Here is a 22558-nt window from a genome sequence, read left to right as displayed (position 1 = left end):
GACAAGGCGGGGCACGAGCCGGCGATGCCGGCTCAATTCGAACGGCTCTTAACAGCGCGATGACAGGGAGTCGACCGTTGCGCTGCAATATAGCTGCGCAAAAAGGCGTCGAGCGCCTGGCGTGACCCGGAATCCACTGACCTTGCGTCGCCGGCCAGCGGAGCGCCGGCGATCAGCTCTTCTTGTCGGGGGCGGCGGCGACCCTGGTGCTGGGCTTGGCGCTCTTCTTGTCCTTACCGGCATCGAGCGTTGCGACGGCCGGCGTCGTGACCAGGAAGCTCGCGATCGCGTCCATCGAGTCGGAGGCGGCCTTGGCGACGATCGTCTGGTCGATGCCGGCCCAGGGGTCGGAACTGCCGCTGCGCTTGCCGATGCTTTCGCCCTGGACGCGCTGGGCGCGCTGCTTGGTCGAATCATAGACGTCCCAGACGAAGGCGAGCGAGGTCTGGCCGTCCTCGGTCGGCTGGGCGGTGAGGTAGCCCTTGACCCGGAAGCGTGCCGGCTTGTTGCCGGGCACGATCTCCATCTTGCGCTCGGCAGCGGCCTCGCCGAGCAGGCCGGCGAAGCTCGTGGTGACATCCTCGGGTGCGCCCGAGATGCTCTGGACGGAGACCGGAACGCCCGGCGCATCGACGCGCGGACGCGCCGCGGTCTGGGTGGTTTCCTGGCATCCGGCGAGCGCCAGCGCAAAAACCGGCCCCAAAGCGAGGCCGCTCAAACGGTTGATCATGACGCCTCCCGCCCTTTGGGCTGTGGACCGCTTCGAGATTCCCTGTGCCCCTGTTCTAGGCTCAACGGAGGGCGAGGTCCAGATCAGGCAGATTGAGCGCTTCGGCGCCGCCGGCTCCGACCAGATAGGTCCGGCCCAGGCACATGGCGGTCTCGCTGTCGGAATCCATCAGGATCATATGGGCGAACATCACCATGCCCGGCACGATCTCCCAGTCATTGGCCTCGTAGAACATCGGCCAATCCATCCAGGACGGCGTGAACTTGGCGCCGAGCGAGTAGCCGCAGGCGTTGAGCCGGTGCTGCGCAAGGCCGTGCTCGTCGAGGACGCGGGCATGCGCCGCGAAGACATCTCCGGCCGTGCGGCCGGGCTTCAGCGCGGCTTCGCAGGCAAGCAGCGCGTCCTTCGCGGCGGCGTGATAGGGGCGGTGCAGCGGTCGCGGCTCGCCGACCACGACGGTGCGCATCGCCGCGACATGGTAGTGCCGGTCGACGCCAGCGAATTCGAGGGTGATCTGATCGTTGGCGTCGAGCTGGCGCCGGCCGGATTTGTAGCGGCAGAGCAGGGCGTCGCAACCCGAGCCGATGATGAACTCGTTGGCCGGGTAGTCGCCGCCCCCAGCGAAGATCGCATTGTGCTGAGCGGCGAGGATATCGCCCTCGTCGGCGCCGGCCCGGATCACATCGAGTGCGGCCTGGTCTGCGGCGTCGGTGAGCGCGGCGGCGCGCCTGACATAGGCGATCTCCTCCGCCGATTTCACGGCTCGCAGCCGCGTCACGATGGTCGAGGCGTCGACGAGCTTGGCCTGGCCGGCGAAAGCGGCTTCGAGCTTGCGATAATTGGCGGCGACGAGGCCGTAGGATTCGAACTCGACGCCGATGCGCTTGCCGGAGAGGCCGAGATCATCAGACAGGGCGAGCAGATCCTTGGCCGGATTGGCCTCGCGTCCGTCCTTCCAGATGCGGATGTCGCCGAGGTTCGAGGTCTGCTGCGCTTGTCTCAAATCGGCGGAGCGGGTCAGCAGCGCCATCGTGCCGTCCGCCCTGACGACGAGGCACTGGAAGAAGCAGAAGCCGAAGGTGTCGTAGCCGGTCAGCCAGAACATCGATTCCTGCTGGAACAGGAAGAGCGCGTCGAGGCGGCCGGCCTGCATGGCGGCAAGGAGCGCTTCGCGGCGGCGGGTAAATTCGGCGGGTGTGAAATGCAGGGCCATGGCGCAACTCCTTGAAGCGGACCGACATTTGATCGCGCCGCCGTCCGCCGGGCAAGCCCTCGACGTGCCAGCGCGATTGCGGCGCCCGCCTGCGCTGCCTATAGGCTGTCGTCAGAGAGTTTCGCCCAAACGGGAGAGAGCCATGGTGAACCCCGGCAACCGCATCCTCGACGACATCGCGCGCCTCGCCACCGACGCGGCCGGCGCCGCGCAGGGCGTGCGCCGCGAGGTCGAGACAGTCGTGAAGACGCAAATCGAGCGCCTGCTGCGCGATCTCGACGTCGTCACCCGCGAGGAGTTCGAGGCGGTGCGCGAAATGGCGCTCATCGCCCGCGAGGAGAACGACAAGCTCGCGGCGCGCCTCGCCGCGATCGAGGAGCGGCTCGGCAAATCCTGACGCCAGCCCTGACGCGATGGCGCCCATGCCGTGGCGTCATGTCCACAGCCATGTGCTGTGGACAGCCCTTCGGGGGGATTGAGCCGGCCGGCCGAATCCGCAGAGCTTCACGCTGTGTTGGGAGCGTCACAGCGCCTGCGCTATCGTCGGTGGAAAGAATTGATTCGTCGGGCGGATTCGCTCCGGGTCGACGAGTTGGGATGCTCCCCGCGGAGTGCCCCGGAGGTGTGTTGCGTTCCTTCGGATTTCCAGTCGCCGTGTTCCTCTTCTCGAACGCGCCGGAGCGCCAGCTCCGGAAGGTGGACCCCAGGGCATGATAGACCTCGATATGGATGCCGAGCTGGATCGGCCCTCCAACCCTCTCGACTTGTTCGAACGCCTCGCTGCCCTCAATGGCTGGAACTTCGACCGCGACAGCGAGGATGAGCTTTCGGTCGCGGTGACGGGCGGCTGGTCGGAATATCATGTCGCCATCACCTGGCTGGCCGAGGTCGAGGCGCTGCACATCGCCTGCGCCTTCGATCTCAAGGTGCCGGAGCGGCGGCGCAGCGAGGTGCTGCAGCTCGTGAGCCTGGTCAACGAGCAGCTCTGGCTCGGACATTTCGATCTCTGGAGCACCGAGAGCGTCGTGATGTACCGCCATGCGCTATTGCTGTCGGGCGGAGCGGAGCCGACGGACGAGCAGGCGGCGGCGCTGGTCAAGACGGCCGTCGAGGCCTGCGAACGCTACTATCAGGCCTTCCAGTTCGTGGTCTGGGCCGGCAAGACGGCGAAGGAAGGGATGGAAGGCGCCATCCTGGAGACGGTCGGCGAAGCCTGACATTGCCCGGCCGTCGCTGCCGGGCTTGACCCGGCGGCGACATGACGGGAAGGCTGAGAACTAGAGAATCCCGGCGCGGGTCCGGGATCGCCAGCCGTCGCGAGGCCGCCATGTCGAACTCCCTTCCGCAATCGCTCGTCCTGATCGGTGCGGGCAAGATGGGCGGAGCGATGCTGGAGGGCTGGCTGCGCATCGGCATCGATCCGAAGGGGATCAGCCTGATCGACCCCAAGCCTTCGGACGAGATGGTCGAGCTCGCCCAGGAAAAGGGGATGCGGCTCAATCCGTCGGCCAAGGAGATTCCCGCTGCCGATGTCGTCGTGCTCGCGACCAAGCCGCAGATGCTCGACACGGCGGCGCCGGCGGTGCAGGCCTTCATCCATCCCCGGACGTTGCTGATCTCGATCCTCGCAGGCAAGACGCTCGGCGATCTCGCCGCGCGCCTGCCGAATGCGGGCGCGATCATCCGCGCCATGCCGAACCTGCCGGCCGCCGTGCAGCGCGGAGCCACCGCCGCGGCGCCCGGCAAGGGCGTGAGCGCTGCGCAGCGCGCCACCGCCGATGCGCTGCTCGGCAGCATCGGCAAGGTCGAATGGCTGGATGACGAGGGGCTGATCGATGCCGTCACGGCCGTGTCCGGCTCCGGCCCGGCCTATGTCTTTTATCTGGTCGAGTGCCTGGCCGCTGCCGGCACCGAAGCCGGCCTGCCCGCGGATGTGGCGGAGCGGCTGGCGCGGGCGACAGTCGAGGGTGCGGGCGAGCTGCTGTTCCAGTCGCCGCTGCCGCCCGGCACACTGCGCCAGAACGTGACCTCGCCCGGCGGGACGACGGCTGCGGCGCTCGAGGTCCTGATGGCCGATGACGGCATGAAGCCGCTGCTGAGCAAGGCCGTGGCTGCTGCCAAACGTCGCGCCGGCGAGCTTTCGGGCTGATCGGCCTTCCACCTGCCACGATAGCGGCCTAACCTCTCCTCATCGCGAAGCGAAAGGAGCAGTCCTATGGCCCGCAAGCCCGTTTCCACCCCGCCCGAGGCCGTGCAGCCTGAATCTGCCGCCAAGCCGGGCGATCCGCGCAGGCGCGCCGTCGATGCGCTGATGAAGCTCGCCGTGGACCGGCCCTGGGATCAGATCGAGCTGCCGGACATCGCTGCCGAGGCCGGGCTGACGCTGACGCAGCTGCGGGGGCTCTTTCCCTCCAAGCTCGCCATGCTCGGCGGCGTGACGCGCATCGTCGACGACGCGGTGCTGGCCGGCACGTCCGACGATCTGGCGGGGGAGCCGGTCAAGGAGCGCCTGTTCGATCTCGTCATGCGCCGGCTCGACGCGATGACGCCCTACAAGGCGGCCTTGCGCAAGATCGCGCCCGTCATCCGGCGCGATCCGCTGACGCTGGCTGCGCTCAACCGCGGCGCGGTCAATTCCTGGCGCTATATGCTCGCCTCCGCCGGCATCCCGACCGAGGATGCGCTCGGCCATCTGCGGGTGCAGGGCGCGGTGCTGCTGATGGCGCGGGTTTCCGAAACGTGGCTCGATGACGACGAGCCGGAACTGTCCAAGACCATGGCGCGGCTCGATCGCGAGCTGAAGACGGCGGGGCGCATCATGGCGCGGGTCGAGGATGTCCACCGGCTGACGGCGCCGTTCCGAGGCCTGGCGCGGGCGATCTGCTCGGGCCGGCCGCTGAGGGCCCGCCGGCGCGAACGCGCTTCCGATCGCGGCGAGGATAACGAGGATTACGCGCCCGCCATCTGACGTCCGGACCAAATTCCGCAGAATATGGCCGAAATGCGTCAACGTTAAGCGTGCCTTAGTCAATTTGCGCGAATGGAGGGAATCTTCATCTCGCGCAGGACACGGGCATGTCGTTCACCAAGAAGCTTACGACCCTGTCGATCAGCCGCTCATTCTCGCTGATCGCAGCCTTGGCCGTGCTGATCGTCGTCGGCAGCGTCGGCTACACGTTGAATGCCGCCCGCAACGAGATGCTTGCGCTCAAACGCGGTGAGATGAAGAACCAGGTCGAGGCCGCGGCAACGACCATCAAGGGCTATCTGGCGCGCGTCGAAGCCGGCGAACTCAAGGAAGCGGACGCGAAGAAGATGGCCATCGAGGCCCTCGGCAGCGCGCGCTTCGACAACGGCAACTACTATTTCCTCTGCGACTTCGACGGCATCAGCGTGCTGCATGCCAACAAGAAGATCCAGTCGACGGACATGAAGCCGTTCAAGGACGCGGACGGCAAGTTCTTCGTCCAGGAGATGATTTCGCTGGGGAAGACAAAGGGCGAAGGCTTCGTCGACTATGGCTGGCTCAAGGCCGGCGACAAGGAGCCCTCCCTCAAGATTTCCTACGTCATCGGCATTCCGAAGTGGCAGTGGGTGGTCGGTTCGGGCGTGCATGTGCATGACGTCGATGCGGCCTTCATGAGCATGGTCGGCGGCGTCGCCAAGGTGCTGGTGCCGCTCGGGCTCGTCATGCTCGGCCTCGTCCTCTTCCTGAGCCGCCGCGCTTCCAGGATGCTGCATTCGCTGAAGGGTTCGATGGACGGGCTCGTGTCCGGCCATCTCGATGCCGAGATCGCCCATCAGGAGCGGCCCGACGAAATCGGCTCGATGGCGCGTTCCCTCGTCGTCTTCCGTGATGCGGCTCTCGCCAAGGAGGCGATGGAGACCGACAAGCTGCGCGCTGAGGAGGAGGCCGCCGGTCATCGCAGCTCCGCCGATGGCGAGCGTCGCCGCAACGAAGCCGACCGCGCAGAGCATGCCCGCGTGCAGGCCGGCGTGGTCCAGGCTCTGGCCACCGGGCTGGAGCGGCTCTCGGATGGCGACCTGACCTATCGGATCCAGGACGCCTTCACCACGGAGTACGTCAAGCTCAGGGACGACTTCAACGGCGCGATCGCCAAGCTGCAAGACGCGATGCGCCAGATCGCGACCAACACCGAGAGCATGAAGGCCGGCTCCACCGAGATCAGCCAGGCGGCCGACGACCTCGCCAGCCGCACCGAGCAGCAGGCCTCCTCGGTCGAGGAGACGGCGACGGCGCTCGACCAGCTCACCGCCACGGTCCGCCAGACCGCCGAGAGCGCACGCCTTGCCAATCAGGCGACCGATCAGGTCAAGACCGAGGCCGAGCAGTCGACCAGCATCGTGCGCGATGCCGTGACGGCGATGGGCGGCATCGAGAAGTCGGCGCAGGAGATCTCGCAGATCGTCGGCGTGATCGACGAGATCGCCTTCCAGACCAACCTCCTGGCGCTCAACGCCTCGGTCGAGGCCGCCCGCGCCGGCGATGCCGGCAAGGGCTTCGCGGTCGTCGCGTCCGAGGTGCGGGCGCTGGCGCAGCGTTCGGCCTCTGCCGCCAAGGAAATCAAGACGCTGATCGACGCCTCGACCATCGAGGTCGAGAAGGGCGTCACTCTCGTCGGCCAGACGGGCGGGGCGCTGCAGCGCATGGCCTCCGAGATCAACCGCGTCACCGTGCTCGTTGCGGAGATCGCCGGTGCGGCGCAGGAGCAGGCCTCCGGTCTCCAGGAGGTCAATTCCGCGGTCAGCGAGATGGACCAGGCGACGCAGCAGAACGCCGCGATGGCCGAGCAGTCGACCGCAGCAGCTCATTCGCTGTCGCAGGAGGCCGACCGCCTGTCCGCGATGGTCGCGCGCTTCCAGCTCGGCGGGGACGTCGCCGGCCTCAAAGCCATGGCGCGGACGATGCAGGCGGTGGCCGCGCCCGCTGCCAAGGTTGCGCCCCGGCCTGCCGCGCCGCGTGCCACCAAGGCCCATAACGGGAGCGCCATGGTCGCGCGCAAGCTCGATGCCGACGCCCGCGACAAGGGCTGGGAGGAGTTTTGAGCGCTTCCACCGAGCCGGCCGCGCCGATTGGCTTCGACGATTTCCTCAAGGTCGACATTCGTGTCGGCACGATCGTCGAGGCCGAGCCTTATCCTGAAGCGCGAAAGCCGGCGCTCAAGCTCGTCATCGATTTCGGCGGCACGATCGGCCGCAAGAAATCCTCGGCGCAGATCACCAAGCACTATCGGCCCGAGGATCTGCTGGGCCGGCAGGTCCTCGCGGTGGTCAATTTCCCGCCGCGTCAGATCGGCAAGTTCATGTCCGAGGTACTGACGCTCGGCATCCCCGACACAGAAGGTGAGGTTGTGCTGATCGGCCCCGGCCTCGCCGTTCCGGACGGCGGCCGGCTGTTCTAGGCCGCCGCGACCGCCGCGCGCGAGCCTGCCCAGATGCCGGTCTGCAGCGTGGTCGGTGCATAATCGGGTGCCGTCCAGCGCAGCGGCAGCGCATGAGCGCTCCGCCAGCCGCGAGTGACATGGAAGCGCCAGAGACGCTGCGCCCCTTCCAGCCCGGCAAGCTCCGGCCCGTCCCAGATGATCTCCACCAGTCCTTGAAGCTGGAGCATTGTCCCGGTGGCGAAATCGACGAGGAGGATGGCCGCGCGGGGCTCGTCCAGCAGGTTCCCGAGCGTATTGAAGTAGTTGTTGCCGACGAAGTCGGGCACGGTCAGCGTGTCGCCGTCGATGCGGATGAAGCCGGGCCGTCCGCCGCGATGCGAGACGTCAACGCCGCCGCCCGGCGTACCGGCAGCTGCGGCGCTCGCGATGAACAGCGTGTCGGAAGCGGCGATCAGGGCTTGGGCAGCTTCGTCGAGGCGGGCGAGCGTCTGCGCCGCCTGGGGCTGTTCTCCTCCGTCCGGTAATCTGGTCCGCGCCTGGATGTATTTGGCACAATTACCGAAGCTCTGCCCGACGGAGACCGCGAAGCCTTTGTCGTCGACGGTTTCGATCCGGCCATTGGCGCGGTTGCGGCGGCGGGTTTCGAATTCAAGGCCGAGCAGGCCAATCGCGCTGTCGGGCTGGATGGCGTAGAATCCCGGATCATCGGGTTGCGGCGAAGACGCGATGGCGAGGCTGGTCGGGTCGGGGCTCGCGGCGAAGCCTATCGGCCCGGTCAGCGCCGTCGCCAGGGGCCAGCCATCCCGGTCGAGAACGCCCGCGAACAGCCAGGGCAGCTGGCCGAAGAAGATGCGGTGCTGGTCCGGCATGAAGCTGCGGATGCCGGCGCCGCGTGCGGCGACGCCCGCCCGTGCCTGCGCGGCGAGTTCGCCGGCGTGAAAGGGTCCGTCAGGCAGCATCGTCGTCGCGCTCCACGGGAAGGGGCGAGGGCGGGATGGGCTTGAAGAAGGGCAGGGCCTCGACGCGGGCGAGCCACCGGCGCACGGCCGGATAGGGCGCGAGCGGGATGCCGCCCTCCGGCGCGTGGGCGATGTAGGAATAGCAGGCGAGATCGGCCAGCGTCGGATGGGTGGCAGCGAGGTATTCGCGCTCCGCCAGATGCTCTTCCATGAAGGCGAGCAGCCGCGCCGCGATTCGCTTGGCCCGCGCCTTGTCGTCCTTGAGGCCGAACTGCGTGATCAGCCGGGCGATGGAGGGGCCGTGCATGACCTCGCCGGCCGCGATCGAGAGCCAGCGCTGGACATGGGCGGCACCGACGGCATCGCCGGGCAGCCAGGCACTCTCCGGCGCGTAGCGTTTAACCAGATAGACCATGATCGCGTTGCTGTCGGCGAGCGTGATCTCGCCATCCTGCAGCACCGGAATCTGGCCGAGCGGGTTGAGCTTGCGGAAGGCCGGGCTCTGCCGGATTTCGGCCGGCGCCTGTTCGAGGCGATATGGCAGGCCGAGCGCTCGCAGCAGCAGCTCGACACGGTGGGCATGGCCGGAAAGGGCGGTGCCGTGAAGGATGATCTCGGTCGATGGCATGGCGATGATCCTCTTTGTCGAGGCGATCATGATCGTTTCGGATAAATGTCGAAATCTGCTATCGAAGGAAGTCAGAATTTCAATTTTTGGAACGATGCCATGGATCGGATCGAGGAGCTCGCGATCTTCGTCGCGATTGTCGATGCGGGCAGCCTCGCCGGGGCCGCCCGGCGGCTGCGCCACTCACGTCCGGCGGTGACGCGCGCGCTCGCGGCGCTGGAGGAGCGTGTCGGTGCGCAATTGATCGCGCGCACCACCCGGCGATTGACGCCCAACGATGCGGGCCGGGAGCTAGCGGCGACGGCGCGGCGGCTGCTGTCCGATTATGACGCTGCGCTCGGCGTCGCGGCGAATGAGCCCGTCAGCGGGCTGTTGCGTATAACGGCGCCGCTCTCCTTCGGCCGGCGGCACGTCACCCCTCTGGTCTCGGAGTTCCTCGATCGTTACCCGCATGTCCAGGTCGAGATCGTGCTGGCCGACCGCAATCTCGACCTGATCGAGGAAGATCTGCAGCTCGCGATCCGCATCGGGCCGCTGCCGAACTCCGGTTTCCTGATGCGCAGGGTCGGAGAAGTCCGGCGCATCCTCGTCGCGGCGCCATCCTACCTCGCGCGCTGCCCGCCGCTACGCCGCCCGGCCGATATCGCGGCGCATGAGACGATCGCCAGCGTCGCTGCCAACCAGACGCTGCACTGGCGCTTTGGCGGGCCGAGACGTGGCAGCGGGATCGTGCTGACGCCGCGGCTGATCGTCAACGAGGTGGAATCGGCGCTGATCGCGGCGCGGGCGGGCCGGGGGCTGGCGCGGGTGCTGTCCTATCAGGCCGCCGACGATCTGGCGGCCGGAACGCTGGTACGGCTCCTGCCGGAATTCGAGCCGCCGCCATTGCCGGTCCAGCTGGTCATGCCCGGCGGCCGCCAGCCCGCACCGCGCGTACGCGCCTTCGTCGATCATGCCGTCGCGCGGCTGCCGCAGCTTGCGCCGATCGGCGCCGGCTGACGCGCGCTCGCCCGCACGGCTCTAAACCGGCAGGCGCACCGTCGCTCGCAGGCCTCCGAGCGGCGAGTCGCCGAGGATGATGTCGCCGCCATGGGCGCGGGCGATGTCGCGGGCGATGGCGAGGCCGAGGCCGGTGCCGCCGCCATCGACGTTGCGGGCTTCGTCGAGGCGGAAGAAGGGGCGGAAGACCTCCTCGCGCTGGTCCGACGGGATGCCCGGCCCGTCATCGTCGACCATGACGATGAGGTAGCGCGCGTCATGCGTGGCGGTGATCGCGATGCGGTCGCCGTAACGGGCGGCGTTGGAGACGAGATTGGTCAGCAGGCGCCGGAAGGCATCGGGCCGAATGACCACGAGCGGGTCGCCCACCACTTTGAGCCCGGTCTGATGGCCCTGGCGCTCGGCATCCGATTTGAGCTCTTCCAGAAGCGCGCGGATATCGGTCTCGACCGCGACCTCGCCGGCATCGCCGCGCGCGAAGGCGAGATAGTCCTCCAGCATGCGGCTCATCTCGTCGACGTCCTTCTCGAGCGCCTCGATCTCGGAGGAACGCTCCATCAGGGCGAGCGAGAGGCGGAAGCGGGTGAGGATGGTGCGCAGGTCGTGGCTGACGCCGTTCAGCATCGTCGTGCGCTCGCCGATCGAGCGCTCGACGCGCCGCTTCATCTCGATGAAGGCGTTGCCGGCGCGGCGAACCTCGCGGGCGCCGCGCGGGCGAAAATCGGCGTCGCGGCCCTTGCCGAAGGCCTCCGCCGCATCGGCAAGCTTCAGGATTGGCCGGATCTGGTTGCGCAGGAACAGCACCGCGATGGTCAGCAGGATCAGCGACGTCCCGATCATCCAGAGCAGGAAGATGTGGCTGTTGGAGGCATAGGCGGCGTTGCGCCGCGTCAGGATGCGCATCACATCCTTGCCGAGCTTGATGCGGATCTCGATCAGGCTGGAGCGGCCGACCGTGTCGAGCCAGAAGGGCCGTGCGACCTGCTGGCTGAGCTCCGTCGAGAGCGCGTTGTCGAGCAGCGAGAAGAAAGGGCGCGGCCCCGGCGCGGGCAGGTCGGAATCCGGGATGATGTCGAGATCCATGCCGAGGCGCTCGGCGGCGATGCGCGAGAGCGTCGTGGTGTCGGCATCCTGCGGATAGCTCTCATAGACGTCGATCAGCATGGCGATGTCGGCCGAAACCGCCGAGGAGAGCCGCTGCGTCACCGTCTGCCAGTGCCGCTCCATGAAGACATAGGCGATGACCGATTGCAGCAGCACGACCGGCGCGATGACGATGACGAGCGCGCGCGGATAGAGCCCCTTGGGCATGTAGCGCGCGATGATCTGGAGTGGACGGCCGACGCGCTTCACCACCGGGCGCAGCGATCTGCCGAGGCGATTGCCCAGCTTGTCGAGCGCGGCGAGGCCACGCGTCAGCGCGGCCGCCACCGGGCGCAGCATCGACTGCTTCTTCCTGCCGGGTTGAAGCGGGGTCACGTCCTGTCCGTCACCAGCCTGTAGCCGACGCCGCGCACGGTCTGGAGGTAGAGCGGGTCGGCCGGGTCACGCTCGATCTTGCGGCGCAGCCGGTTCATCTGCACGTCGACCGTGCGGTCATTGGCGGCCGAACCTTGCGCGGCGAGCTCCTCGCGGGGCACGACCTCGCCGGAACGCTCGGCCAGCGACGTCAGGATCTCGCGCTCACGCTCGGTCAGGCGGACGGTCTCGTCACCTTTGTGCAGCTCGCCGCGTGCGAGGCCGTAGATGAAGGGGCCGAAGCGGACGAAATCCGGGCGCGTGCCGGATTGGCCGGCCTCGACGATCAATGTGCGCTTCAAGATGTTGCCGAGGCGAAGCAGCAATTCGCGCGGCTCGAAGGGCTTGGCGAGATAGTCGTCGACACCGATCTCGAGGCCGTTGATGCGGTCCTTGCCGTCGGCGCGGGCGGTCAGCATCAGGATCGGCACGGCGGAGCCACCGCGGAAACGCCGGGCGAAGTCGAAGCCGTTCTCGCCCGGCATCATCACGTCGAGCACGATCGCATCGAAGACGAGGTTACCCAGCCGCGTATCGGCTTCCGCCGCATTGGCGGCCGTGGTGACGCGATAGCCGTTGTCGCCGAGGAAGCGGGCGAGCAACTCGCGCAGGCGCCGGTCGTCGTCGACGACGAGCACATGCGGTGCCTCGTCGGGCAGAGGTTTGCGGGCCGGTTTGGATACGGTCTCGCTGGCGATCATGCGTGTAGCTTCCTCCTGCATGGTGCCAGGTCCCCATAGCACACTGCGCGAAGCCGGTCGCCGTCAGGGCTTGGCGAGCAGGCGGTCGACCTTCGGCCGTTCGGTGGGCTCGATCAGGGCGGACAGATATCGCGCGGCGATCGCGGCAGCTTCGGGGCCGACGCCGTCGAGCGCCCGGTTGATCCGCTTGGCCTGGAGGCGGACGAGGCGAAGCGCGAGGTCCTGCCCGGCGGCGGTGGTGTGGAGATGGCGCTGGCGCTTGTCCTGCCGCCCGGTGCGCTGCTCGATATAGCCTTTCTCGACCAGTTCCTTCAGCACGCGGTTCAGGCTCTGCTTGGTGATCTGGAGGATGTCGAGCAACTCGGCGATGGTCAGGCCCGGACACCGCTGGACGAAGTGAAGCACGCGGTGATGCGCCCGGCCGAAGCCGTAATCCGCGAGGATGCGATCGGGGTCGCCGACGAAGTCACGATAGGCGAAGAACAGCAGCTCGATCAGATCGTGCGGCACGGCATCGGCCGATGATCTGAGCGGTGTGTCGTCGGGGCGTGGTTCGGACAGGGACAAAATGCGCTTCCAAAAATTTGGGTCAGCCTTATTGACATATCTCAGACGGAAGATTACCGGTCAAGGGCGCTCGGCGAACGATTATTTCAAAGCCCGTCGTCGCAGCGCAGCTTTAGACCCATGCTTGCGTTCCCAAAACGGCTGTGCCGGAGTTCGGAGCGAGGAAGCACCCAGGAGAAGGTCCCATGTCAGTCATTCCTTTCGATCAGCGCGATGGCGTCATCTGGTTCGACGGCAAGCTCGTGCCGTGGAAGGACGCCAAGATTCACGTACTGACCCACGGACTGCACTACGGCTCCTGCGTGTTCGAGGGCGAGCGCGCCTATGACGGCGTCATCTACAAGAGCACCGAGCACTCGCAGCGCTTCCACAAGTCTGCCGAGATCATGGACTTCACGATCCCCTATTCGGTCGCCGAGCTCGACGAGGCCAAGTATCTCTGCCTGAAGGAGAACGGGCTGAAGGACGCCTATCTTCGCCCGGTCGCCTGGCGCGGCTCGGAGATGATGGCGGTGTCAGGCATGAACAACAAGATCCATACCGCGATCGCGGTTTGGGAATGGCCGAGCATGTTCGACATGGCGCAGAAGCTGAAGGGCGTGCGCCTCGACGTTGCCGATTACCGCCGGCCCGACCCGGCCTGCGCGCCGGTCCATGCCAAGGCGGCGGGTCTCTACATGATCTGCTCGCTGTCGAAGCATAAGGCGGAGCGCGGCGGCTATGCCGATGCGATGATGCTGGACTGGGAAGGTAATGTCGCCGAGTGCACCGGCGCCAACATCTTCTTCATCAAGGACGGCGTGGTCCATACGCCGCTGGCCGACCGCTTCCTGAACGGCATCACCCGCCAGTCCGTGATCGACCTGTGCCGCCAGCGCGGCTTCGAGGTGGTGGAGCGGCGTATCCGCCCGGAGGAGCTGGAAGGCTTCAACGAGTGCTTCATCACCGGCTCGGCCGCCGAGGTGACGCTGGTCTCCGAGATCGGCCCTTATTCCTTCGTCACCGGCAATATGGGCAAGGTGATCATGGAGGACTACTCCGACGCCGTCCGCCCGAAGTCGAAGGCGGCGTGAGCCAGCCCGGTCATGCCCGGGCTTGACCCGGGCAAGACGACAAACGGCTACCCTGTGTTTTTGTGGACCACGGGGTCATTCCGGGGCTTCGCGTCAGCGAAGAGCCCGGAACCCAGAACTGATGCGGGTTTCAGGAGAAGCGCAGTCGGGCCGTCGCGCAAAGTCATGACGGCATCGGTTCTGGATTCCGGGCTCAGGCCTGCGGCCTGCCCCGGAATGACGGCGAGGATCCATCTCGCATTGGAGCCTCGCTCCATCCGAGAATGACGCATGTCACTTCACCGTGCTGCGATACAGCGTGATCCAGTCGTCGACGCCGATGCCGCGGCATTCGCCCATCATGCTGAGTTCGGTCTGGACGAAGGCGGCGCCGGTCCAGGCATAGCTGCCGATGACGCCGCAATCGCCCAGCCCCCGTCCCTTGGCGAAGAAGCTCATGCGCCCGGTCTTCGGATCGAAATCGGCGTTGGTCAGCATGTTCCCGGCATCGCCCTCGCCCTGCGGGAAGGCCATCGGCTTCGCGGCTGCGACATCGCTGCGCTCGACCGTCCAGAACGCCGTCGTGACATTGTAGGCGCCGCGCGAGCAGGCGAGGCCGATAAGGCGGCGCTCGCCCGCGAGCGGCCAGGCTTCGTCGGCGGCCACCAGCATCTCGTCGTCTTCGCACAGATCGGCGTCGCGCTGCTTGATCTGCTTGCGCAGCGCCGCGGCGAGCGCCTTTGCGTCCTTATCCGACAGGGCGCCGGCAGCGGGCTTCGCCTCGATGACCGGCAAGGCAGGGGCGGCAGGCATGTTCGTCGCGCTGCCCTTGCGAATGAGGGCGGATGTCGTGTTGAGCCGCCCTTGCTGCTCGTCGATCCAGAGCAATGTCGCAACCGAACCGGAAAGCGAGACGCTGGCCGTCACGCCCGGCGCTGCGACGGCGAGCTTGGTCGCCTTGCGCGCGGCTTCGATGAGAGCGGCGATATCGGCCGGCTGAAAGGCCAGCGAGACGGTGTCGCCGTCGGCGGTGACCGGAAGCGGCTTGCCGCCGGTGGGGAAGGGGGCGCCGTCGAGCTTGAGCTGGACCGCCGCCGGCGGCTTCTTCCAGTCGCCACGCAGCTGCAGGACGAGCTTGACCGCCGCATCCGGACCGGCCGGGCGCTCTAGGCGCAGATAGGCGACCGTATCGGCGATTTCGGGTGGCAGCGACAGGGCGGTGCAGCCCTTGACGTTGTCGCAGCCGGCCATCCAGTCGCGGAAGCTCTTCGGTTCGGGCGCGGCCGCGAGGGCGAGCGCCGGCAACAGGGCCAGTCCGGCGCCGAGCCCAAGCGGCTTCATCGTGTCAGGGAGCCTGTTCCCAGCGCTTTGCCGCATCGTCGTCACCCGCCTTGGCCTCGACCCAGCTGCCGAGCGTGCCGTCGGCGCGATGCTCGCGCTTCCAGAACGGAGCGCGGGTCTTGAGGTAGTCCATCATGAAATCGGCGGCCTCGAAGGCGTCGCGGCGATGGGTCGAGGCCGCGAGCACCAGCACGATCTGCTCGCCCGGCCGGATCAGCCCGTAGCGGTGGATCGCGACGAGGCCCATCAACGGCCAGCGCGCGGCGGCTTCCGCCGCGACGCGGGCGATCTCCGCCTCGGCCATGCCGGGATAATGCTCAATCTCCAGCGCGCTCAGCATTCCGTTCTCGTCGCGGCACAAGCCGGTGAAGGAGACGACGGCGCCGATATCGGCACGGCCGTGGCTGAGCGCCGCGATCTCGTCCGAGAGCTCGAAATCCTCGCTCTGGATGCGGATGAGGGGCGTCACGAGCGGCCTCAGCCGCCGGTCATCGGCGGGAAGAAGGCGATCTCGCGGGCGTTGCCGAGCGCAGCCTGCGGCTTGGCGTGGACATGGTCGAGCGCGGCCCGCACGACGGCCTCGTCGGCAAAGGCGGCTTCATAGCCTTCGCCGCGCGCCTTTAGCCAGCGCACGAGCTCGGCGACGGTGGCGAGATCGGCGGGGATGTCGAGCGTCTCTTCCGGCAGGCCGATGCGCTCGCGCACCCAGGCGAAATAGACGACCCTGACCGACCGCGTGCCTGTCGCAGCCGTTGCGACGGCGGCGCTCATGGCATGCGCTCGTCTTCTTGGACGAGATAGCGGATGCCGGCGTTGAAATAGTCCCAGCCCGTATAGATCGTCAGGCCGGCGGCGGCCCAGAGCAGGACGATGCCGATCGTGGTGTTGCCGGGCAGGACCTTGTCACCCGCCGGGCCGGCGATGAGGAAGCCGAGCGCGAAGAGTTGCGCCGTCGTCTTCCATTTCGCGACCTTGCTGACGGGGACGCTGACCTTGAGCTCGGCGAGGAACTCGCGCAGGCCCGAGACCAGGATCTCGCGGCAGAGAATGACGATGGCGGCCCAGAGTGGCCAGCCATGGATCGTGCCATCAGCTACCAGCATGAGCAGCAAGGCAGCGACGAGCAGCTTGTCGGCGATGGGGTCGAGCATGCGGCCGATCGCCGATTGCTGGCTCCAGGCGCGAGCGATGTAGCCGTCGAGATAGTCGGTGACGGCGGCCAGCGTGTAGATCGCCAAAGCGAGCCAGCGCATCCAGTCGTCACGCGGCCAGAACAGTATCGCCACCAGCGCCGGAATCGCGAGGATCCGGCCGTAGGTGAGGAGGTTTGGCAGCGACCAGGGGCCGCGCCGCCTGATGGCGTCTGGAAGAATCGTCACGGGAAGCACCAAAGCAAGCGCGCCACCGCAGCGTCAACACGCAAAACCGCGAGGGCGGCAGAAAGCTCAAGCATCATGAAAGAAATCATGGACGGCCTTGGCCGTCGCGGCGTTGACGCCGGGCGTGCGCATGAGGTCGTCCAGCTTGGCGCGCTGGATCGCCTTCACCGTGCCGAAATGCAGCAGCAGCGCACGTTTGCGCGATGGGCCGATGCCGGGGATCTCGTCGAGCGGGTTCTTCATCGTCTCGCGCTTGCGCTTGGCCCGGTGCGTGCCGATGGCGAAGCGGTGCGCCTCGTCGCGCAAACGCTGGATGAAATAAAGCGCGGGGTCGCGCGGCTGCAGCTTGAAGGGTTCGCGGCCCACCATGTGGAAGGTCTCGCGCATGGCGTTGCGGTCGGCGCCCTTAGCGATGGCGACGAGCGGGATGTCGGTCGCGCCCAGCTCCGCCATGATCTTGCGGGCGGCCTCGAACTGCCCCTTGCCGCCGTCGACGATGACGAGATCGGGGCGGGAGGGGAAGCCGTCCTCGTCCTTTCGTGCCTTCGGTGTCTTGCGACTCTTGCCGGCCAAGGCCTCATCCTGAACGGCAGCTTCTGGCAGGATGATGGCCGCGGCTCCGTCGCCCTCTGGAGCATCCTTCGAGACGACAGCCGGCGCGGCCTCCTCAGGATGAGGGCCGAGAGAGATGCCGCCCTCCTTCGCCAACTTCGCAAATCTACGCGTCAGCACCTCGCGCATCATGCCGAAATCGTCCCCGGCGATGGTGTCGGTCGAGATGTTGAAGGTGCGGTAATGGCTCTTCATGAAGCCGTCCGGCCCGGCGACGATCATGCCGCCGACCGCGTTCGTGCCCATAATGTGGGAGTTGTCGTAGACCTCGACGCGGCGCGGCGCCTTCTCGATGCCGAAGGCCGCGCCGAGCGCGGAGAGCAGGGCGCTCTGGCCGGCATTATCGGCGAGCTTGCGCGACAGCGCCTCGCGCGCGTTCTTGACGGCATGCGCCATCAGGTCGGCGCGCTCGCCGCGCTTGGGATGGGCGACCTCGACCTTGCGGCCGGCGCGGGCCGACAAGGCCTGGCCGATCAGCTCGATCTCCTCGACCGGATGCGAGAGCAGGACGACGCGTGGCGGCGGCTTGTCGTCGTAGAACTGGGTAACGACCGAGGCGAGCACCTCGGCTGGCGTCAGCGAGCGGTCGGCGCGCGGGAAGAGGGCGCGGTTGCCCCAGTTCTGGTGATTGCGGAAGAAGAAGATCTCGACGCAGAACTGCCCGGCCTGCTCGTCGATGGCGAAGACATCGGCCTCCTCGACGCCCTGCGTGTTGATGTCCTGCCCGGCCTGCACGGCCGAGAGTGCGGCGAGGCGGTCGCGATAGCGCGCGGCCTTCTCGAATTCGAGCTCTTCCGCCGCCGCCTGCATCCGGGTCGAGAGCAATTGTTTCACCGCGGAGGAGCGCCCCGAGAGGAAGTCGCGTGCCTGACCGGCGAGGGCCTGATAGTCGGGGATCGAGATTTCGCCGGTGCACGGGCCGGCGCAGCGCTTGATCTGGAAGAGCAGGCAGGGGCGCGTGCGGTTCTCGTAGAAGGAATCCGAGCAGGTGCGGATCAGGAAGGCCTTCTGCAACGCATCGATGGTGCGCTTCACCGCCCAGACCGAGGCGAAGGGGCCGAAATAGTCGCCCTTGCGATGGCGCGAGCCGCGATGCTTGAAGAGGGCCGGCGCCTCGTGGTCCCCCGTCAGCAGAATGTAGGGAAACGATTTGTCGTCGCGCAGCAGCACGTTGTAGCGCGGGCGGAGCTGCTTGATCAGGTTCGACTCGAGCAGCAGCGCCTCGGTCTCGGTGCCGGTGGTGACGAACTCCATGTTCGCCGTCTCGGCGATCATGCGCGCCACGGCATTGGTGTGGGCCATGCCGCGGGCATAGGCCGTGACGCGGTTCTTCAGGCTCTTGGCCTTGCCGACATAGAGCACGTCGCCGGCGCGATCGAACATCCGGTAGACACCGGGCTTGTTCGGCAGATGCTTCGCGAATTGCTGGATGACCTCGATGCCGGCCTTGAGCGCGCCGGGGGCGGCCTCCGCCACATCGAGCGCAGGCTCGGGCGCGAGGAGACCGTCCTCCTCGTCCTCGAACTCGTCCTGCGGCAGATCGTCCTGACGTTCGCGATTCATGGCCTCCATGTAGGATGCCGGAGCGCCTTCGTCATGTCAGGAGAGAGATTCCTGTGCCAGAGCGACGGCCCCTTCAATCGACAAGAGAAACGACGCCTCCATGACGACGATTGCGCAGCCGTGCCGGGGCCGCATCATCCTGCTCAACGGAGCATCGAGCAGCGGTAAGTCCTCGCTGGCGCGGGCTCTGCAAAGCCGGATCGATACGCCCTTCTGGCACATCTCGATCGACCATCTGCGCGATTCGGGCGTGCTGCCGACGGCCCGCATCAAGAGTGGCGAGTTCGAATGGCGGAGGATGCGCGAGGCCTTCTTCCTCGGCTTCGAGCGCTCGCTGCTGGCTTATGTCGAAGCCGGCAACGACCTGATCGTCGAGCACATCATGGAAAGCGAGGCCTGGCTGCTCAGGCTCGCCGATACGCTCGCTGGACAGGACGTATTCTTCGTCGGCGTGCATTGCGAACTCGCCGAGCTGGAGAAGCGTGAGCGCGGGCGCGGCGACAGGCCAATCGGCGACGCAAGGCGCGACCATTTCAACATCCACTCCTATTGCCTCTACGACTGCGAGGTGGATGGAATGAACGATCCCCAGACCAATGCCGATACGGTCATCTTGGCATGGCGCGATCGCCGGCATCCTTCCGCCTTCGGGCGCTTGCGGGCTCGCCAGGAGCGGACCTGACTCGTTCCGTCGGCGGTGGTTTCGTCATGCGGGGAAGGCTGCTGATGCCGTCGTGGAACGCAGATCGCAGGCGCTGCCTGTAGCCCGCCGCCGCGCCAATATAGGAGAACAAGTCCAACCGCAGATATCACCGAGGATCGAAGCTCATGCCCCAGCCTGACAGCGTTCAAATCGTCCTTGCCTCCCGTCCGGAAGGGCGTCCCAGCCCGGCGAATTTCAGGCTGGAGCATGCCCCTATCCCAACGACCTCCGACGGGCAGGTGCTCCTGAAGGTCCTCTACCTGTCGCTCGATCCCTATATGCGCGGGCGGATGAGCGCAGCGAAATCCTATTCCGCTCCCGTCGAGATCGGGCAGGTAATGGAAGGCGGCACCGTGGCCGAGGTGCTCGAAAGCCGCGATCCCGGTTTCAAGCCGGGCGACATCGTGCTGTCCCATTCCGGCTGGCAGTCGCATGCGGTGGCCAGCGGCTCGCAGCTGCGCAAGCTCGATCCGGCGGCCGCACCGGTGACGACGGCGCTCGGCGTATTGGGCATGCCGGGCTTCACCGCCTATGCCGGGCTGCTGACGATCGGCCAGCCCAAGCCGGGCGAGACGGTGGTCGTGGCGGCGGCGAGCGGGCCGGTCGGCTCGGCCGTCGGGCAGATCGCCCGGATCAAGGGGGCGCGGGCTGTCGGCATCGCCGGCGGGGCGGAAAAATGCGCCTTCGTGCGCGATACCTTCGGCTTCGACGCGGTCATCGACCATCGCGATCCCGACATGGCGAGCAAGCTCGCGGCCGCCTGCCCGGACGGCATCGACGTCTATTTCGAGAATGTCGGCGGGCATGTCTGGGACGCCGTCTTCCCGCTGCTCAACACCTTCGCGCGCATTCCGGTCTGCGGGCTCGTCGCGCAATACAATGCGAGCGGCGATTTTCCGGGCCCGGATCGGCTGCCGGTGCTGATGCGACAGGTGCTTTCGAAGAGCCTGACGATCCGCGGCTTCATCCAGCGTGAATTCGCCGCAGCCCAGGGGCCGACCTTCCGGCAGGAGATGGCCCGCTGGATCGCGGATGGCGCCGTCAAATATAAAGAAGATATCGTCCAGGGCCTGGAGAATGCGCCGGAAGCCTTCATCGGGCTGCTGGAAGGCCGGAATTTCGGGAAGCTGATCGTCAAGCTTTGAGGCAGCGTGCCACGCGCAAGCCTTTTTCCTTGACCAGTCAGCGGGCGGGCGGCCATCACCGTTCGCCTGCTACCGGACCCCGCTCATGCCCGTCTTCGCCATTCCCTTCCCGATGATCGATCCCGTCGCGGTCCAGCTCGGGCCGCTCGCGATCAAATGGTACGGGCTCGCCTATGTCGTCGGGCTGCTCGGCGGCTGGTGGTATGCGCGCCGGCTGGTCGCAGCCGATAGTCTCTGGGCCGGGCGGGCGCGGCCGAAGCCGGAAGAGCTCGACGACATGCTGCTGTTCGTCGCCTTCGGCGTGGTGCTGGGCGGGCGGATCGGCTTCGTGCTGTTCTACGATCTGGCGCGTTACCTCGAGCGCCCGCAGGATATCTTCGCGATCTGGCAGGGCGGCATGTCCTTCCATGGCGGGCTGCTCGGCGCGACCTTGGGCCTCTGGCTCTTCGCCAAGCGGCGCGGATACCCGGCCCTGTCGGTGTTCGATCTGGCGGCGGCGGTCGTGCCGATCGGACTCTTTCTCGGGCGCATCGCCAATTTCATCAACGGAGAGCTCTGGGGCCGGCCGGCGCCGGATTTCGCCTATGCGATGGTCTTTCCCCATGGCGGACCAGTGCCGCGCCATCCGAGCCAACTCTACGAGGCGCTCGGCGAAGGCATCCTGCTCTTCGTCCTGGTGAACCTCGTTGTCCGCTTCGGCGGTTTCAAGCGGCCGGGCCTCGTCGCCGGCGTGTTCGGAATGGGCTATGCGCTGGCCCGGATCGTCTGCGAGTTCTTCCGCGAGCCCGACCCGCAGCTCGGCTTCCTGTTCGGCACTTCGGTCGATGCGCTTTCTGGCGGCATCACCATGGGCATGCTGCTCTCGCTGCCGGTCTTCTTCGCAGGTCTTTGGCTCGTGCTGCGGAGCCGGCGCGGGCCGCAGGGCGAGGTGCGTGCGTGAATACCCTCAAGGCCGAGATCGTCGAGCTGATCCGGCAGGAGGGGCCGATCGGCATCGGCCGCTACATGGGCCTTGCGCTCGGCCATCCGCGCCATGGCTACTACATGACGCGCGATCCCTTCGGGCAGGAGGGCGATTTCACCACGGCGCCCGAGATTAGCCAGATGTTCGGCGAGCTGATCGGGCTCTGGGCAGCCCATCTCTGGCAGGCGATGGGGACACCCGCGCGACTGCGCCTGATCGAGCTCGGGCCGGGGCGGGGCACGCTGACGGCCGACATGCTGCGGGCGACCCGGATCGTTCCGGGCTTTCGCGAGGCGGTCTCGGTGCATCTCGTCGAGACGAGCCCGGTTCTGCGCGAGCGGCAGGCGGCCGCGTTGAAGGGCGCCGATCCGGTCTGGCACGACAATGCCGGCGATGCCCTGTCCGGCCCGGTGATCGTCGTCGCCAATGAATTCCTCGATGCGCTGCCGCTCGACCAGTTCGTGATGACGCCGGAGGGCTGGCGCGAGCGGCTCGTCGGGCTCGATGCGGATGGCGGCCTTGCCTTCGGTTTGGCTGCCGCGCGCGAGGAGACGTTGCGCATCGCGGCGCCGGCCGGGGCCACCTTCGAGCAGCCGAGCCTGGCGCTCGACATCGTCGGGCGGATCGCCAGCCATGTCGCGGCGGAAGGCGGAGCAGCTCTGTTCATCGATTACGGCTCGGCGCGATCCGGCTTCGGCGACACGCTGCAGGCGATGAAGCGGCATGGCTTCGTCGATCCCCTGGCCGAGCCGGGGGAGGCGGATCTCACCGTGCATGTCGATTTCGAGCGTATGGGGCAGGCAGCGTTCAAGGTCGGCGCGGCGCTGCATGGTCCGGCGAGCCAGCGCGATTTCCTGCTGGCGTTGGGTCTCGCGCAGCGGGCGCAGGCGCTTTCGCTCAAGGCAGCTCCTGACCAGCAGGCTGCAATCTCTGCCGCTTTCGATCGGCTGACCGAAGAAGGGGAGACCGGGATGGGCGATTTGTTCAAGGTTTTCGCGCTATCCCACCCCGGCCTGCCGCCCTTGCCCGGATTTGACCTTCATCGGCTGCCAGAGCAGGGCTGATTTCAGCGGAACCAT

At 67.1% G+C, this 22558-nt stretch carries 24 protein-coding genes; 12 read left to right on the top strand and 12 right to left on the bottom strand.

All coding sequences use genetic code 11. The features are described 5' to 3' along the window. Nucleotides 1–172 precede the first annotated feature (172 nt). Entirely contained in the window at nucleotides 173–730 is a 558-nt protein-coding gene (locus tag AC2FAN_RS23665) for a hypothetical protein (protein WP_485176577.1), read from the bottom strand. A gap of 61 nt (nucleotides 731–791) precedes the next feature. Beyond that, a complete protein-coding gene (locus AC2FAN_RS23660) occupies nucleotides 792–1943 on the bottom strand; it encodes a M24 family metallopeptidase (protein ID WP_485176576.1) in 1152 nt (383 codons plus the stop codon). 142 nt (nucleotides 1944–2085) lie between these two features. Between AC2FAN_RS23660 and AC2FAN_RS23655 the strand changes: the two genes are divergently transcribed. From AC2FAN_RS23655 to AC2FAN_RS23630, 6 genes are all read left to right on the top strand, one after another. Continuing rightward, nucleotides 2086–2340: an accessory factor UbiK family protein gene (locus AC2FAN_RS23655; protein ID WP_265054354.1), complete on the top strand. Its 255-nt coding sequence runs from the start codon at nucleotides 2086–2088 to the stop codon at nucleotides 2338–2340. 313 nt (nucleotides 2341–2653) lie between these two features. Further along, nucleotides 2654–3160 carry a type III secretion system chaperone family protein gene (locus AC2FAN_RS23650; RefSeq protein ID WP_265054353.1) on the top strand — a complete coding sequence of 169 codons (507 nt, stop codon included), beginning with the start codon at nucleotides 2654–2656 and terminating at the stop codon, nucleotides 3158–3160. A gap of 110 nt (nucleotides 3161–3270) precedes the next feature. Further along, entirely contained in the window at nucleotides 3271–4092 is an 822-nt protein-coding gene (proC, locus tag AC2FAN_RS23645; protein ID WP_485176575.1) for a pyrroline-5-carboxylate reductase, read from the top strand. 66 nt (nucleotides 4093–4158) lie between these two features. Beyond that, nucleotides 4159–4911 (top strand): TetR/AcrR family transcriptional regulator, encoded by a 753-nt coding sequence (locus AC2FAN_RS23640; protein WP_485176574.1) that lies wholly within the window; start codon nucleotides 4159–4161, stop codon nucleotides 4909–4911. 107 nt (nucleotides 4912–5018) lie between these two features. Then, the gene (locus tag AC2FAN_RS23635) at nucleotides 5019–7010 is read left to right on the top strand and encodes a methyl-accepting chemotaxis protein (protein WP_485176572.1); all 1992 of its coding nucleotides are present in this window, start codon (nucleotides 5019–5021) and stop codon (nucleotides 7008–7010) included. Further along, entirely contained in the window at nucleotides 7007–7366 is a 360-nt protein-coding gene (locus AC2FAN_RS23630; RefSeq protein ID WP_485176570.1) for a tRNA-binding protein, read from the top strand. The genes AC2FAN_RS23635 and AC2FAN_RS23630 overlap by 4 nt, the downstream gene beginning before the upstream one ends. Here the strand turns inward: AC2FAN_RS23630 and AC2FAN_RS23625 are convergent. After that, complete coding sequence (locus AC2FAN_RS23625; protein ID WP_485176569.1) at nucleotides 7363–8307, bottom strand: pyridoxamine 5'-phosphate oxidase family protein; 945 nt, start codon at nucleotides 8305–8307, stop codon at nucleotides 7363–7365. The two genes, AC2FAN_RS23630 and AC2FAN_RS23625, sit on opposite strands and share 4 nt — an antisense overlap. After that, a complete protein-coding gene (locus AC2FAN_RS23620; RefSeq protein WP_485176567.1) occupies nucleotides 8297–8965 on the bottom strand; it encodes a glutathione S-transferase in 669 nt (222 codons plus the stop codon). Before AC2FAN_RS23620 ends, AC2FAN_RS23625 begins: the two co-directional genes overlap by 11 nt. Before the next feature lie 69 nt (nucleotides 8966–9034). On the opposite strand from AC2FAN_RS23620, the gene AC2FAN_RS23615 reads away from it, so the two are divergent. Then, nucleotides 9035–9934, top strand: coding sequence for a LysR family transcriptional regulator (locus AC2FAN_RS23615; protein ID WP_485176566.1), 900 nt, complete (start codon nucleotides 9035–9037; stop codon nucleotides 9932–9934). A gap of 21 nt (nucleotides 9935–9955) precedes the next feature. Here the strand turns inward: AC2FAN_RS23615 and AC2FAN_RS23610 are convergent, their stop codons facing one another. The 3 genes from AC2FAN_RS23610 to AC2FAN_RS23600 form a co-directional block, all read right to left on the bottom strand. Next, nucleotides 9956–11377: an ATP-binding protein gene (locus AC2FAN_RS23610; protein ID WP_485176597.1), complete on the bottom strand. Its 1422-nt coding sequence runs from the start codon at nucleotides 11375–11377 to the stop codon at nucleotides 9956–9958. A 32-nt stretch (nucleotides 11378–11409) separates the two neighbouring features. Then, a complete protein-coding gene (locus tag AC2FAN_RS23605) occupies nucleotides 11410–12153 on the bottom strand; it encodes a response regulator (RefSeq protein ID WP_485176565.1) in 744 nt (247 codons plus the stop codon). A gap of 63 nt (nucleotides 12154–12216) precedes the next feature. Next, nucleotides 12217–12714, bottom strand: a complete 498-nt coding sequence (locus AC2FAN_RS23600) for a MarR family winged helix-turn-helix transcriptional regulator (protein ID WP_265054880.1) — start codon at nucleotides 12712–12714, stop codon at nucleotides 12217–12219. Nucleotides 12715–12905: 191 nt separating this feature from the next. Here AC2FAN_RS23600 and AC2FAN_RS23595 point away from each other — a divergent pair, with 191 nt between their 5' ends. Then, entirely contained in the window at nucleotides 12906–13793 is an 888-nt protein-coding gene (locus AC2FAN_RS23595; RefSeq protein ID WP_265054345.1) for a branched-chain amino acid aminotransferase, read from the top strand. A gap of 273 nt (nucleotides 13794–14066) precedes the next feature. On the opposite strand, the gene AC2FAN_RS23590 is transcribed toward AC2FAN_RS23595, so the two are convergent. The 5 genes from AC2FAN_RS23590 to uvrC all read right to left on the bottom strand — a co-directional run bounded on the left by AC2FAN_RS23590 (nucleotide 14067) and on the right by uvrC (nucleotide 18667). Then, nucleotides 14067–15113, bottom strand: a complete 1047-nt coding sequence (locus AC2FAN_RS23590; RefSeq protein WP_485176564.1) for a DUF1176 domain-containing protein — start codon at nucleotides 15111–15113, stop codon at nucleotides 14067–14069. 4 nt (nucleotides 15114–15117) lie between these two features. Continuing rightward, nucleotides 15118–15582 carry a molybdenum cofactor biosynthesis protein MoaE gene (locus tag AC2FAN_RS23585; protein ID WP_485176563.1) on the bottom strand — a complete coding sequence of 155 codons (465 nt, stop codon included), beginning with the start codon at nucleotides 15580–15582 and terminating at the stop codon, nucleotides 15118–15120. An 8-nt stretch (nucleotides 15583–15590) separates the two neighbouring features. Then, nucleotides 15591–15884, bottom strand: a complete 294-nt coding sequence (gene moaD / locus AC2FAN_RS23580) for a molybdopterin converting factor subunit 1 (RefSeq protein ID WP_485176562.1) — start codon at nucleotides 15882–15884, stop codon at nucleotides 15591–15593. Continuing rightward, complete coding sequence (gene pgsA, locus AC2FAN_RS23575) at nucleotides 15881–16492, bottom strand: CDP-diacylglycerol--glycerol-3-phosphate 3-phosphatidyltransferase (protein ID WP_485176561.1); 612 nt, start codon at nucleotides 16490–16492, stop codon at nucleotides 15881–15883. Before pgsA ends, moaD begins: the two co-directional genes overlap by 4 nt. Nucleotides 16493–16558: 66 nt before the next feature. Further along, nucleotides 16559–18667, bottom strand: coding sequence for an excinuclease ABC subunit UvrC (gene uvrC, locus AC2FAN_RS23570; RefSeq protein WP_485176560.1), 2109 nt, complete (start codon nucleotides 18665–18667; stop codon nucleotides 16559–16561). A gap of 100 nt (nucleotides 18668–18767) precedes the next feature. Here uvrC and AC2FAN_RS23565 point away from each other — a divergent pair, with 100 nt between their 5' ends. The 4 genes from AC2FAN_RS23565 (at nucleotide 18768) to AC2FAN_RS23550 (ending at nucleotide 22543) form a co-directional block, all read left to right on the top strand. Continuing rightward, nucleotides 18768–19349: a chloramphenicol phosphotransferase CPT family protein gene (locus AC2FAN_RS23565; RefSeq protein ID WP_485176559.1), complete on the top strand. Its 582-nt coding sequence runs from the start codon at nucleotides 18768–18770 to the stop codon at nucleotides 19347–19349. A gap of 146 nt (nucleotides 19350–19495) precedes the next feature. Beyond that, on the top strand, nucleotides 19496–20515 hold the full coding sequence (locus AC2FAN_RS23560; RefSeq protein ID WP_485176558.1) for an NADP-dependent oxidoreductase: 1020 nt from the start codon (nucleotides 19496–19498) through the stop codon (nucleotides 20513–20515). Nucleotides 20516–20600: 85 nt separating this feature from the next. Beyond that, the gene (gene lgt, locus AC2FAN_RS23555) at nucleotides 20601–21455 is read left to right on the top strand and encodes a prolipoprotein diacylglyceryl transferase (RefSeq protein ID WP_485176557.1); all 855 of its coding nucleotides are present in this window, start codon (nucleotides 20601–20603) and stop codon (nucleotides 21453–21455) included. Next, a complete protein-coding gene (locus AC2FAN_RS23550; protein ID WP_485176556.1) occupies nucleotides 21452–22543 on the top strand; it encodes a class I SAM-dependent methyltransferase in 1092 nt (363 codons plus the stop codon). Before lgt ends, AC2FAN_RS23550 begins: the two co-directional genes overlap by 4 nt. Nucleotides 22544–22558 lie beyond the last annotated feature (15 nt).

This window comes from Allobosea sp. RIT-PG3_2 (genome assembly GCF_057321085.1).
Note: the sequence above shows the minus strand (reverse complement) of the source record. Positions and strands in the feature narration are given on the sequence as shown.